We start from the raw sequence: 13,543 nt of genomic DNA, 5'->3' as shown, positions 1-13,543 counted from the left end.
CCCGCCGGTCCGGAAAGCGGACCTTCTTTTAATTCAAATTCCGGGAGATATGCCGTGCGAGGCGCCGCCCGTCGTTCTGCAAATATCAACGTGATGTACAAGGCTGTCGAAAAGGCAGCCTATGGACTGAAACGCGACTTCGGTGAAGTCGAAAACCTTCAGGTTTCGATGAAAGGCCCGGCAGATTTCGTATCTGCGGCTGATCACCGTGCCGAAAAACGCCTGCGTGAAGAGCTTGAGCGTGCCCGTCCGGGCTATGGCTTCCTTCTTGAAGAAGGTGGCGAGGTCAAGGGCTCCGATCCCGAGCATCGCTGGATCATTGATCCGCTTGATGGCACCACCAACTTCCTGCATGGCATCCCGCATTTTGCGATTTCGGTTGCCCTGCAAAAGGGTAACGAAATCATCGCTGGCATGATCTATGACGTTGCCAAGGATGAGTGCTTCTGGGCGGAAAAAGGCGTCGGTGCGTTCCTTGATAACCGTCGCCTGCGCGTTTCGGGCCGTCGTCGCCTGAATGAATGCGTTCTGGCCTGCGGTGTTCCGCACCTTGGCCATGGCGATCACGCGACATTTGAAAAGCAACTGCACTCGGTCATGGACCGTTGTGCCGGTGTACGCCGTATGGGGGCTGCAGCCCTTGATATGGCCTATGTTGCGGCTGGCCGTTATGACGGATACTGGGAATCTCACCTGAATGCGTGGGATATCGCAGCCGGTATTATCCTGATCTCCGAAGCGGGCGGTTACATCCGCGATGAAAAAGGCGGCACCAACATGCTGGCTACCGGCAGCGTCGTTGCAGCCAACGACTACATCCAGCCTGTGCTGGCCAAGACGCTGAAAAAGGCAATTGCGGGCTAACACACCGCTTTTGTTACTGTTTTTTGAAAGGGGCGCTTCACAATTTGCTGAAGCGCCCCTTTTGCATTATCGGTCAAAGCGGTTGTCCATTACCTGTCTCTAAGCTATTGTGCATGGGACTATGCGGCCTAAATGCAGGCCCATAGACAACAGGGGGGCATTCCGAAGGTTTGCGGGTGCCTAATGATCGACACAAAACTGTGTGAAATAGAATAGCGTTACCAAAACGATTTCAAACACAGGGTATTAAGGGGCCTGCGATTTGATGATGGGGTATTCCAAGATTTCGGTGCTTGCGATGACGGCCGCACTGGGAACAACCGTGTTCTTTGGGGCAAACGCATCCGCGCAACAATACTCCCCCGTTTCGGTTGATAGCAGCGTTCAGGTAAACTGGGACGTGGCAGATGGCTATGGCGGACAACCGACCGTGCCACAATATCTGTCCCCGACTGTTTCACGCGATCACATCGTCGTGCCCGGCGGTGATCTGATTTTCCCGGAAAGCAAACCAAAATCGACCTTCCTGGCTTCGGATCAGTTTGCCAGTGCCTCTGGCGCAGGCGGCTATGACGGCGGCTTTGAAACGGTTGTCATTGATGGATCAGGTGGTGGCAACGCCTTTCCCACCCAGTCAGAGTTTTACGGCGTACCCGGCGTTGCGGCGCCCTCACCGTCTGCTGCCCAGGCACAGGCAATGATGGATGACGGCGCAAATCAAACCATCGTGTTGAACCAGCCGGAACCAACCGCCGCACCGCGCAGCAAGCCCGCAGCCCCCACCACCAGCGAAAGCAGCGCTGCGGCACCTACCCCGCTGACGAAACCGGCACCAGCACCGGAGCCAATGCCAAGCGTCGCAGAACCAGCGCCTGAAGCAACATCATCACCAGCGCCGGTGACGGAAACAGCAGAAGAACAAAGCGTTCCGGCGGCCCCGGCCGCGCCAGAGATTGCGCCGATTGCAGATGCACCTGAACCGCCTGCTGCACCGGCACCTGACACCACCCAGCCCGCAACCGAGATGGCCGACACTGCAGAGCCTGTGACCGAACAGGCTGCCCCGCCGGCACCTTCGGCCGAAGAAGCAGCCATTCCGCCGGAAACCGCACCGGAACCAATGCCTGCTGCCGGGTCTGATGAATACAGCCTTGGTTTTGCGGCTGAAAGCTTTGAGCTTAGCGACGCCGCCAAGCGCCAGCTTGACAGCGTGATTGCAACCATGGGTCAGGATGAAAACCTGCGCATCCAGTTGCAGGCATACGCACAAGGCGATGGATCAAACGCATCCAAGGCGCGTCGTCTGTCGCTGTCGCGCGCGCTTCAGGTACGTTCCTATCTCATTGACCGGGGTGTGCGCTCCACGCGCATTGATGTTCGCGCTCTTGGTGCGAATGTTCCGTCCGGCCCCGCCGATCGCGTCGATATCAAAACCGTTCAACGCTAGGATTAATCCGTTATGAGCAGCAATTCGGCAAATGGCACGGGATCTCTCCCGCCCATTACCAAACCCGGAAGTTATCTGACACGCATGGCAATCTTCGTTGCCATTATTGCCGGGGTTGGCGCCCTGTTGTACCCGGCGCTGTCTGATGCCTTTATGGCCAATGCTGTTCTCAATGGCCTGATCCTAGGCGTGTTTGTCGTCGGCGTCATTTACACGTTCCGCATGGCCGCAAGCCTGTCACCGGAAGTCACCTGGATCGAGGATTTCCGGCGTTCCCGCCCGGGTCTGACATCACAGGTTCCGCCAAAACTTCTGGCCCCGATGGCCAGCATGATGGCCGAACAGCGCCGTGACCGCCCGCAGCTTTCGACGACTTCGACCCGGACGATCCTTGACTCGATCCGTTCCCGACTGGATGAAAGCCGCGAATTGTCGCGCTATGTCGTTGGCCTTCTGGTGTTTCTTGGTCTGCTGGGGACCTTCTGGGGCCTGCTTCAGACCGTCAACTCGGTTGCCGGTGTGATCAGCAACGTCAATGTTGGCAGCGGGTCAAACATGGATCTTTGGTTCTCTGAACTCAAAGACGGGCTGTCCGAACCGCTCAGCGGCATGGGCACAGCGTTCTCGTCCTCGCTGTTTGGTCTTGCAGGCTCGCTTGCGCTGGGCCTTCTGGACATGCAGGCCGGTCAGGCACAGAACCGGTTCTTCAACGACCTTGAAGAATGGCTTTCAAGCTTTACCCGCCTTGGGTCGGGTGGCGGCATTTCCGATGGTGAACAGTCAGTTCCGGCCTATCTTTCGGCCCTGATCGAACAGATGGCAGACAATATGGAAGGGTTGCAGAACTCTATCCAGCGATCGGAAAGTTCGCAGATCAAATCGCACAATACGCTGATTGATCTGGCCGACAAGCTATCCACCCTGACCGATCAGATGAAGGCCGAACAACAGTTGATGGTCAAGCTGGCTGAAAACCAGATGCACCTCAAACCGGTTCTTGATCAGTTGGCTGATTCCATGAAGATGGGCAGCTTCGGCATTGATGATAACACCCGCGCCCACATCCGTTCGCTTGACAATACGCTTGGCCGTATTGGCGAAGAGCTGACCATGGGCCGCCAGCAATCCACACAGGAAATCAGAAGCGAGATCAAGCTTCTCGCCCGCACCATCGCCGCCATCGCCGAGGAGGGCTGATCGCATGATCGGGCTTTCGCGCCGTCGTAACCGCGATGTAAATACGTGGCCGGGCTTTGTTGATGCGCTGGCAACCCTTTTGATGGTGATCATCTTTCTTCTGATGATCTTTGTCATTGCGCAGGTTTATCTTGGTGCGGCCCTTTCGGGCCGTGACGAGGCCCTGAATGACCTGACCGCGCAGGTCAACGAGCTGACCAATTTGCTGTCGCTTGAACGCGGCAACAATCAGCGTATGGAACTCGAACTGACACAACTGACAACCGAGCTTTCCAACACGGCTGATCAACGTGATGATTTGCGTGCACGTGCCGCGACCCTGGCCGATCAATTGGCTGCTGCCGAACTTTCCGCCGACGAGATTGAGCAGAAACTTCTGGCAGCCTTAGCATCGCTTGAAGACAAGGAAGCCGAACTGACCGAACTTCGCGAAACGACAGGCGAAAAGATTTCGGATCAGGAAACCCGCATTGACGAGCTTTCAGCCCTTTTGGCATCGCGCGCGGCTGAACTTGAAGATCAAAAAAATCTGAGCGAAGAAGCACAAGCGCAAGTCGCCGCCCTTAATCAGCAGATGCTGGCCCTGCGCCAGCAACTGGCCCGGATTGAGGCCGCGCTTGAGGCATCCGAGCGCGAGAACGAGGAAAAAGAAGCCCAGATCGTCAATCTTGGCAACCGCCTGAATGCGGCCCTTGCCACCAAGGTTGCCGAACTGCAGCGTTATCGTTCGGAATTCTTTGGCCGCCTGCGTGAAGTTCTGGGCGATCGTCAAGATATCCGTGTTGTCGGGGATCGCTTTGTCTTCCAGTCCGAAGTGCTGTTTGGATCGGGCGAGGCAGAGCTTGGCGAAGAAGGCAAGGATCAGTTGGCCAAACTGGGCGAAACGCTGACCACGATCGCAGCAGACATTCCAGATGACATTGACTGGGTCATGCGTGTTGATGGCCATACCGACAAGGTGCCGATCCGAAACCTTCAGTTTGCCTCGAACTGGGAACTTTCGGCCGCCCGTGCGATTTCGGTGGTCAAATTCCTGATCGATCAGGGTGTACCGCCCAACCGTTTGGTTGCCGCTGGCTTTGGTGAATACCAGCCGCTCGATAACCGTGATGATGAAATCGCCTATCGCCGCAACCGGCGCATTGAGTTCAAGATTACCGAGCGATAAGCCAAAGCACCAAAACAGACCTTTTAACGGCACCCTTTAGGGGTGCCGTTTTTGGTTTGGGCGCACTGAAATCCAATTAAAATGGAACCAATCCGCGTTGTGTTACGTTCAATGTCAATGAGCCTTGCAACAAAAAGGAGGCCCAAATGACAACAACACATCGCGAAACCGTAGGCGTTTTTGACGATATCAAACAACTCCAACAGGCGGCTGATGATCTGGCGCAAGCCGGATTTGATCAGCAGAAGGAGCTTAGCCTTCTTGCCAATGAAGGGACCGTCGAAGACAAGCTTGGCCATATTTACAGCAAGGCCGAGGACATCGACAACGACCCTGACATGCCTCCGCTTGCCTATACGACGCCGACACCGATCGGCAATGCCGAAGGCGCATTGATCGGTGCCCCGATGTATGCAGCGGCCTTTGGCGCCGCCGGTGCCGTCATTGCAGCGGGTGGCCCGATTACACTGACCATTTCAGCGATTCTCGGCGCGGGCGGTGTTGGTGCTGCTGCTGGTGGCGTGATCGCCGCCATGGTGGGAAAGACCTATTCTTCCAAGCTGCAAGAAGAGCTTGACCAAGGTGGCTTGCTGCTGTGGGTCAAAACACCCGATCCACAAACCGAGGAACGTGCCAAGGATGTGCTTGGCCGTCACGAAGCACGCCTCGTTGAAACCCACGACGTATCTAACCCCACCACCAAAGGTGACGTCGTCTGATACCTATTCACCCCCAACCGTTCGAACGCGGCTGAACTTAAAGACAAAAAGAATCCAGGCGAACAAGCACAGGCACCAGCCGCCACGTTTGATCAACAGATGCTGGCATTGCGCCAGCATCTGGCAAACATATAGTCGGCCCTTGCCAAGACTCTTACCAAATCGCAGTTGATTTTGGTGAACACCAGCTACTTAACTAGCGCGATGACGAAATCGCCCTTTACCGAACTAAGCCCAAGATTACCGGGCGGCGGGCATTCCCAGCCCATTGATTTTCGAACGATACAGGTTCCGTTTTCCCATCCCCATATGCAATTTATGGTGGAAAAACTCCAGCATGTTGAAATATAAGGAACTTAGATAAATACACAGGGGAGACCGAATGTTTTCTAAATTCCTTATCGTGGCGGGGGCTGCGCTTCTTTTGGCTGGCTGCGTAACAGACCAAGGACTGACTGATCGTAAGGGGCGTTCGCTTAGCCTTGATGATGAAGGCAGCTTTGAACCCGCTGAAAGCAGATTTAACACCTTCAAGTTTCTTGATGTTTCCAAAAGCTACTCAACGCAGGCTTATGAACGCGACAATGGGCAAGGTTGGGCTGAGATTGTTAAATGGGATACCGGAAAATCATACGTCCTGATCCAGTATGTGAACAGTGCCTGGTTCTCACGCTCAACTGAAGACAGAGCGCTTGAAGGCGCTGATTTCCGCAAGATTGCTGCGAAGATGGGTATTCCTGAAGCCAAGCACCAAATGATTGACCAGGTTTCTCCAAGAACCAAAGGATGGATCGGGAAAAACGGCGACTGTGTTGCTGGGTTCTTTGCCAAACGTTTCAAACGGTTTACCCCGTATGACAACGACAGAGGTTATTCGGATGCCATTGTCGAATTTGCCGGCTGCAGCAAATTCTCGGAATCTCCCGAAGCCATTATGCAAGGGATCAATCTGATCACGGAAGCAGATGAAGCACAGCTCGCTGCCGCCTATTTGAACATTGGTCCTCTGGGAAACAACGGCTCGACCCTTACGTCGCAGAATCAAACTTGGACGTTTGAAGGAGACTGGGACGGCGTTTCTTCCGAGATTGAAGGTGAAGTCAGAAAGAAAGGCGCAGCACAGTTCGATTTCTCGTTTGATATTACTGAGGCAGACGCAAGCTGCAGCGGCACTGCCATTACCGGTAGCGGTACTGGCAACACAGGCACATGGAAACTGCTATGTGACAACGGCCTGAAAGCTGACGGCATGTGGACCAAACACGAGGGGCAACCGATCAAGGGAGCCGGTGCAGACAGCATGAAGCGTCGTATCAGTTTCGAGTTAAAGTCCTAGACATCCACACCAAATCACCAGAGACATATCGCATATCATGTCTGAGTAAATGCCCCGCAGGTCACCGCCTGCGGGGCTTACATATTTACTGGTACAGGCGCATTGATCAGGTTAGCGTCGCTACTTCGCCACCAAGATGTTCTATAAAATTTCGCGTTCGGAGCTCCCATGCTGCGTGATATTTCGCCCCAAAGTATTTTCATGGGCCTGCTGGCCGGTTTTGTTGGCTCTGCCAGTTCGTTTGCGGTTGTGCTTCAAGGTCTTACCGGCGTTGGCGCCAGCCCGGAACAGGCGGCATCTGGCCTGATGGCGCTATCCCTTTCGATGGGCATTTGCGCAATTGTTCTATCCCTTAAAACCCGCCTGCCGATCAGCATTGCATGGTCAACACCCGGTGCAGCCCTTCTCGCGACATCTGGCGCAATTGAGGGCGGCTTTGCTGTTGCTGTTGGCGCGTTCATCGTTTGCGCCATCCTGATTATCATCAGTGGCGTTTGGAAGCCGCTGGGCCGTGCGGTTGCAGGTATCCCTGCCCCTTTGGCAAACGCGATGCTGGCCGGTGTGTTGCTGGGTCTGTGCCTTGCGCCGGTCAAGGCGGTTGCCTTTGATCCGTTGCTTGGTCTTCCCATCGTGATCGCATGGATTGTAATGGGCCGGTTTAACCGGTTGCTTGCCATCCCGGCCGCCCTTTTGGCCTTTGTCGGGGTGATGGTGTTCGGCATTGAGTTCCCTGAAAATGCGCTTGCCGATCTGGGTGGGGCAATTGCGCCGCCCGTTGAATTCGTCATGCCGGAATTCACATTGGCCGGACTGGTCGGCATTGCCTTGCCGCTTTTCATCGTCACCATGGCATCGCAAAACATTCCGGGTACGGCGGTTCTGCGCGCTAATGATTATGAAACCCCGCCAGGGCCGCTGTTTACCGTGACCGGGATATTCTCGTTATTATCTGCCCCGTTTGGTGGACATGCAGTTAACTTGGCCGCCATCACCGCAGCCCTTTGTGCGGGCAAGGATGCCCATCCCGATCCGGCCAAACGGTATTGGGCCGCTGTTTCGGGCGGCGTTTTCTATATCGTGTTTGGCCTTTTGGCCGGGCTGGTTACGGCGTTTATCAGCCTGGCACCCGGCATCCTGATCGAGGCGGTTGCAGGCCTTGCCCTGATTGGGGCGTTTGCCGGATCCGCCGTTGCCGCCTTCAAGGACGAAGATGGACGTGAAGCAGCCGCCGTGACCTTTATCGTGACTGCGGCTGGTTTGACATTCTATGGGATTTCGGGTGCGTTCTGGGGCTTGCTTGCCGGTGGGCTGATTTATTTCCTGACCCATCTGCGCAATGGCAAAAAGAAACCGGACTGAAAACTCAATCCGGTTTCGATCTTCGGTCCTGGACCAATTTGACTTTGGGTTCGGTGCTTGGTGGTGTTTCTGCCACCTGCCCGTCTGTCAGTTTCGAGACGGCCTCAAACTGTGACAAGAAGACATCGCCGGTCAGTTCATCAAGGAAGTGGGTCTTTTTCAGGCGATCCATCACCGGACCTTTGACCTCGGACAGATGAAGCGAAATACCCATTTCCTCAAGCCGGTGATTGATCGCCTCAAGCGATTCAAGCGCGCTTAGATCAATCTCGTTCACGGCCGAGCACATCAGAACCACATGCTTTAGGTTCTTGCACCCAACCACCCGGTCGTAGAGGTAGTCCTCCAGATAGCGCGCATTGGCGAAATAAAGACTTTCATCAATCCGGATGGTTAAAACCGATGGATGGGTAATGACCTTGTGACGCAGGATGTTTCGGAAATGCTGGGTGTCGGGCACAAGGCCGACCTCGGCAATATGCGGGCGCGATGTTTTGTACAAAAACAGCCCGATCGAAAGTACCACACCGGCGGTCACCCCGACCTCGACCCCAAGACCAAGGGTCAGAAGGATGGTTGCCAGAACCGCAATGAAATCCGCCTTGGAATATTGCCAGCTGGTTTTCAGGATCGAGAAATCGACCAGCGACAGCACCGCAACGATGATGGTCGCAGCAAGGGTTGCTTTGGGCAGAAAGTAAACCAGTGGCGTCAGCGCCACGGCGGCAATAGCCAAACCAACAGCGGTAAAAGCCCCGGCCGCAGGTGTCTGCGCCCCGGCGTCAAAATTCACGACCGAGCGGGCAAAACCACCCGTGACCGGATAACCACCCGTGAAGCCCGCGCCGATATTGGCCGCCCCCAGACCAATCAGTTCCTGGTCCGGGTCAATGCGTTGACGGCGTTTGGCCGCAAGCGTCTGCGCGACAGAGATCGATTCAACAAAGCCGATCACCGAAATCAGGATGGCAGGCACCAGAAGGTCGGCCATCAGCCCCGGGCTGAAATCCGGCATGGTCAGCGGCGGCAGACTTTGCGGCACATCACCAACAATTTTGACCCCCTTATCGGCCAGACCAAGATACCAGGTCGCCGCCGTGGTGGCGAAAACGGCAAAGACCGGCCCCGCCTTGGTCAGGACATCTGCAGCCCGCACGCCAAGGCCAAGTTTACGTAAAGTGGGTTTAAGGCCCTTACGCACCCAAAACAGAAAGCCGGTGGCACAGATGCCAATGATCAGGGTCGTCTGATTGGTTTCGGGAATATGGGCAATCAAAGAGGTCACAATTTCCCAAAGGTTATGGCCGCTGGCATCCACACCAAGGATGTGTTTGAGCTGACTGGCGGCAATGATCATGCCCGATGCGGTAATAAAACCCGCAATGACCGGGTGGGAGAGGACGTTGGCCAAAAAGCCCAGCCTGAACACGCCCATCGCAAGCAGGATCGCCCCGGAAAGAACCGCAAGCGTCAGGGCAGCAAGGGCATAGCCCATGGTACCGGTTTCGGCAATATTGCCCACTGCTGCTGCGGTCATCAGGGAAACAACCGCAACCGGACCGACCGCAAGGGCGCGGCTGGTGCCAAAGATGGCATAAAGAATGATCGGCGCGATGGAGGCATAAAGCCCTGCCTCGGGCGGCAGACCGGCCAGCAACGCATAGGCAAGCGATTGCGGGATCAGCATGATCGTCACGATCACGGCTGCAATCATGTCATTGCCAAAGGCCGTCCTGTCATAGTTCTGTCCCCAATCAAAAATCGGGACATATTTCCGAAGCATGTTAAGGCGCATCAGTCGATCTCTTGAATAAGAGTGGGTCCAAGGCAGCGGTTTCACCGCCTTGGACGAAGGGTATTTTAAGTGCTGGTGACTTTTTCAGGCTTTGCCAGCCATTCCTTGCCACGCAGCATCGCCTTCCAATAAATCGGCGGCAGCAGCTTTTCCTTAAGCAACCAGGCAAGGTGCGAAGGTTTGGTGCCGTCGATCATCCATTTCGGGAAGGACGGCAAAAGCGTTCCGCCATACCCGAATTCGGCAAGAACAATGCGACCGCGTTCGACGGTGAGCGGGCAGGACCCATAACCGTCATATTGCGCCACCGGGGACTTGCCATCGATATCGGCAACCACATTTTCGGCCACAACCGGGGCCTGTTTGCGGGCCGCAGCAGCGGTTTTGGCATTGGGCGCATTCATCACATCGCCAAGCGACCAGATGTTGCTAAACGACTTGTGGCGAAGGGTCGCCTGATCGACATCCACCCAACCGGCGGCATCTGCCAGCGGGGACACACGAATGAAGTCCGGTGCCACCTGCGGCGGGCAGACATGGATCATGTCAAACGACTTCTCAACGCGTTCGACCTTGGTGTCGGGTTTGGCCACATCGAACCAGGCCTTTTTCGCCTGACCATCAATCGCCACCAGATTGTGGAAGAAATCAAGATGTGCATCGTATTTCTTCACATAGCTTTCAAGCGCTGGGACATAGTCCTTTACCCCGAACAGCACGCCACCAGCATTGCAGAAATCAATATCAATGTTCTTCAGGACTCCGCTGCGGTGCCAGTGATCGGCCGAGAGATACATCGCCTTTTGCGGGGCACCGGCGCATTTGATCGGCATTGGCGGCTGGGTAAAGATCGCCTTGCCTTCGCGCATCGAGGAAACCAGTTCCCACGTGTAAGGCGCAAGATCATAACGATAGTTTGACGTCACACCATTACGGCCCAGCGTCTCGACCAGACCTTCAACCCGGTTCCAGTCAAGTTTGAGCCCGGGACAAACGATCAGACGGTCATATTTGACCACCCGGCACCCATCAAGGATGACGGCATCGTCTTGCGGCTCGAACGCGGCAACAGCGGCCTTGATCCAGTGCACGCCCTTGGGGATCAACGATCCCATGGTCTGGGCCGTGGTGCTGGCTTCAAATACGCCACCACCAACCATGGTCCAGCCCGGCTGGTAATAGTGAATATCTGCCGGATCAATGACCGCGATCTCAAGCCCGGAACGGCGGGCCTGCAGGCTGGATGCCACCGAAATACCGGCTGCACCGCCCCCGATGATCACGACATCGTACTTCGCATCACCTTGATCGGTCGGCGTCTTGCCGCCATTGACAATCCGGCGAACAACACCGCCCATGTCATAGCCAGCCGCCTTGGTGGCGCGAAGGATTTCGCTGGTATCAAGTGTTGCGGCCTGGCTTAGCGACCAAAGCGTTGTCGAACGCGTGCCAGTGCGGCAATAGGCAAAGACCGGTTTGGGCAATTCATCAAACAGGCGGCCGAAGTCACGGGCGTCATCGTCGCTGACCTTGCCCGACACAATCGGCTGATAGCGAACCTCAAGCCCGGCTTCCTTTGCCGCATTTGAAATCTCTTCAAAGGTTGGCTGATCGGCACCCTCGCCGTCCGGACGGTTACAGACGATGGACCGGAAGCCGCGCTTGGCGATTTCCTTGACATCGTCTGCAACGATCTGCGGGCTGACAGAGAACCCGTTACTTATTGTTTTGATTTCCATGGCTTTTCCTCACCTGAGTGTTGATCAAAGCCCGTTTACCGGGACTTTCAGCATTTTTTTGCCGCTGCCGTCGGTCGGCACCTTTCCGGCGCGCATATTGACCTGAAGCGACGGGATGATCAGACGCGGCATATCAAGCTGTGCATCACGCTCGGTGCGGAACTTGATGAAGTCTTCGCGGGTTTTGCCTTCGCCAACGTGGATGTTGTGCTTTTTCTCTTCGCCGACGGTGGTTTCCCACTTGATATCACGGCCATTGGGGCCGTAGTCGTGGCACATGAACAGGCGCATATCGTCGGGCAGCGCGAGGAGCTTCTGGATGCTGTCATAAAGCGTCCCGGCGTCACCACCCGGAAAGTCGGCCCGTGCCGAACCGCCATCGGGCATGAACAAGGTGTCACCGACAAAGGCGGCATCGCCCATGACATGGACCATGCAGGCCGGGGTGTGGCCCGGGGTGTAGATGGCAAAACAGGTCATGGAGCCGACCTGATAGGTATCACCATCTTCAAACAGGCGATCAAACTGACTGCCATCGCGCTGGAATTCAGTGCCTTCGTTAAACACCTTGCCAAAGGTGTCCTGAACAACCGTGATCTTGCTGCCGATGCCAAGTTTGCCGCCGAGCTTATCCTGAATATAGGGTGCTGCCGACAAATGGTCGGCATGGACATGGGTTTCGATAATCCATTCCAGCTCAAGGCCGTTATCCTTGATAAAGGCAATGATGTTGTCGGCGTGGGCAAAGGTGATACGACCCGCCGCATAATCGATATCCATCACGGAATCGACAACTGCACAGGCGTTGCTTTCCGGGTCCTTGACCACATAGCTGATCGTGTTGGTATCTTCGTCGAAAAAGGCGGTAACTTCCGGTTTTATCGACATGTTTACCGGGTATGCAGACATGTGTTCCTCCTAAACAACTGCCTCCGTGCGGCCTTATGAGCAGCCTGCAACGGATGGATTTGCGATGTCCTATGTCCGCCAGGATTGCGGGCGAAACATCTGGGTATATTGTTTATTTTAAGAGTTCGCGATTTGCGCTTCAGTGATGAAGTCACCAAACATCGCAACATTAACAACTAATAATTCTAAAGTTGTAGAGCCGCCGGTCTTGGTACAGAATTCCTAGCTATTTGCCAGATTTTCCAATGGCATGCGCTCAATCAGCCGGATGGTACCGCGCGATTGTTCAATCCAGCCGCGACGCTGGAATTCTTGCAGCTGGCGCGAGATCACTTCACGGGCAGAGCCCAGTTCGACGGCCAGTTTCTGATGGGTTGCCGAGACCGTATCATTGTCCCCGGCCAGTTCGATCAGCTTGTGGGCGAGGCGGATGTCAAGCTTCTGGAATGCGATTTCCTCGATCACCATAAACAGGTCGGTGATGCGTTTGGAATAGGCGGTAAAGACAAACTGACGGAACTCGATTGAATCCGAGACAAGCTTGTCAAACACCTTGCGCGGGATTGCCACCGCGCGGGTTTCGGTTTCGGCAATGCCTTCTGCCGAGTAATCCTCGTAAGCCAGAAGGCAGGCCGTGGTCAGAACACAGCTTTCCCCGGCATGGACGCGATAAAGCACGATTTCACGACCGGTATCGGATGTTTGCTGGACACGCACTGTGCCATCAAGCAGCAACAACAGGTTTTCCGGCGACTTGCCCGGTCCGAAAATGACCGTATTGGCAGGAACCGTGACGATCTTGCTTTCTTCGACAAGGTAGGATCGGATGGCATCGGGCAAACGTGATAGCCCTGGAAACTGGTCGATCCAACTCAAAACCTTATCCCCCTTGAAAGCATGGATTAAAACTACATCACGTTCGATGTAAAAGTAAATTATCCCCGATGCAACTGTACTTTGGAATATCTATGAAAACGGGCAGCATGTTGCTGCCCGTGCTATGTAAGTAT

11 protein-coding genes are annotated in these 13,543 nt (G+C 55.2%); 7 read left to right on the top strand and 4 right to left on the bottom strand.

Features of this window, described 5'->3' with window-relative positions; genetic code table 11:
- Positions 1-54: 54 nt before the first annotated feature.
- The 7 genes from AUQ43_RS18010 to AUQ43_RS17980 all read left to right on the top strand — a co-directional run bounded on the left by AUQ43_RS18010 (position 55) and on the right by AUQ43_RS17980 (position 8,090).
- Positions 55-864: an inositol monophosphatase family protein gene (locus tag AUQ43_RS18010; protein WP_198157186.1), complete on the top strand. Its 810-nt coding sequence runs from the start codon at positions 55-57 to the stop codon at positions 862-864.
- 265 nt (positions 865-1,129) lie between these two features.
- Entirely contained in the window at positions 1,130-2,311 is a 1,182-nt protein-coding gene (locus AUQ43_RS20650; RefSeq protein ID WP_062957697.1) for an OmpA family protein, read from the top strand.
- Positions 2,312-2,323: 12 nt separating this feature from the next.
- Positions 2,324-3,508, top strand: coding sequence for a hypothetical protein (locus tag AUQ43_RS18000; RefSeq protein ID WP_062957696.1), 1,185 nt, complete (start codon positions 2,324-2,326; stop codon positions 3,506-3,508).
- A gap of 4 nt (positions 3,509-3,512) precedes the next feature.
- The gene (locus AUQ43_RS17995; protein WP_062957695.1) at positions 3,513-4,676 is read left to right on the top strand and encodes a peptidoglycan -binding protein; all 1,164 of its coding nucleotides are present in this window, start codon (positions 3,513-3,515) and stop codon (positions 4,674-4,676) included.
- A 146-nt stretch (positions 4,677-4,822) separates the two neighbouring features.
- Positions 4,823-5,395, top strand: a complete 573-nt coding sequence (locus tag AUQ43_RS17990) for a hypothetical protein (RefSeq protein ID WP_062957694.1) — start codon at positions 4,823-4,825, stop codon at positions 5,393-5,395.
- Between the two features lie 382 nt (positions 5,396-5,777).
- Positions 5,778-6,731 carry a hypothetical protein gene (locus AUQ43_RS17985; protein ID WP_114129838.1) on the top strand — a complete coding sequence of 318 codons (954 nt, stop codon included), beginning with the start codon at positions 5,778-5,780 and terminating at the stop codon, positions 6,729-6,731.
- A gap of 168 nt (positions 6,732-6,899) precedes the next feature.
- Positions 6,900-8,090, top strand: a complete 1,191-nt coding sequence (locus AUQ43_RS17980) for a benzoate/H(+) symporter BenE family transporter (protein WP_062957692.1) — start codon at positions 6,900-6,902, stop codon at positions 8,088-8,090.
- Positions 8,091-8,094: 4 nt separating this feature from the next.
- Here the strand turns inward: AUQ43_RS17980 and AUQ43_RS17975 are convergent, their stop codons facing one another.
- The 4 genes from AUQ43_RS17975 to AUQ43_RS17960 all read right to left on the bottom strand — a co-directional run bounded on the left by AUQ43_RS17975 (position 8,095) and on the right by AUQ43_RS17960 (position 13,409).
- Complete coding sequence (locus tag AUQ43_RS17975) at positions 8,095-9,885, bottom strand: SulP family inorganic anion transporter (RefSeq protein WP_062957691.1); 1,791 nt, start codon at positions 9,883-9,885, stop codon at positions 8,095-8,097.
- Between the two features lie 65 nt (positions 9,886-9,950).
- Positions 9,951-11,624 carry a bifunctional protein tyrosine phosphatase family protein/NAD(P)/FAD-dependent oxidoreductase gene (locus AUQ43_RS17970; RefSeq protein WP_062957690.1) on the bottom strand — a complete coding sequence of 558 codons (1,674 nt, stop codon included), beginning with the start codon at positions 11,622-11,624 and terminating at the stop codon, positions 9,951-9,953.
- Positions 11,625-11,648: 24 nt separating this feature from the next.
- Positions 11,649-12,533 (bottom strand): MBL fold metallo-hydrolase, encoded by an 885-nt coding sequence (locus tag AUQ43_RS17965; RefSeq protein ID WP_062957689.1) that lies wholly within the window; start codon positions 12,531-12,533, stop codon positions 11,649-11,651.
- A 222-nt stretch (positions 12,534-12,755) separates the two neighbouring features.
- The gene (locus AUQ43_RS17960; protein ID WP_062957688.1) at positions 12,756-13,409 is read right to left on the bottom strand and encodes a Crp/Fnr family transcriptional regulator; all 654 of its coding nucleotides are present in this window, start codon (positions 13,407-13,409) and stop codon (positions 12,756-12,758) included.
- Between the last annotated feature and the right edge of the window lie 134 nt (positions 13,410-13,543).

The organism is Thalassospira sp. MCCC 1A01148, from assembly GCF_001613795.1.
Classification (GTDB): domain Bacteria; phylum Pseudomonadota; class Alphaproteobacteria; order Rhodospirillales; family Thalassospiraceae; genus Thalassospira.
This window is presented reverse-complemented; position numbering and strand designations above follow the sequence as displayed.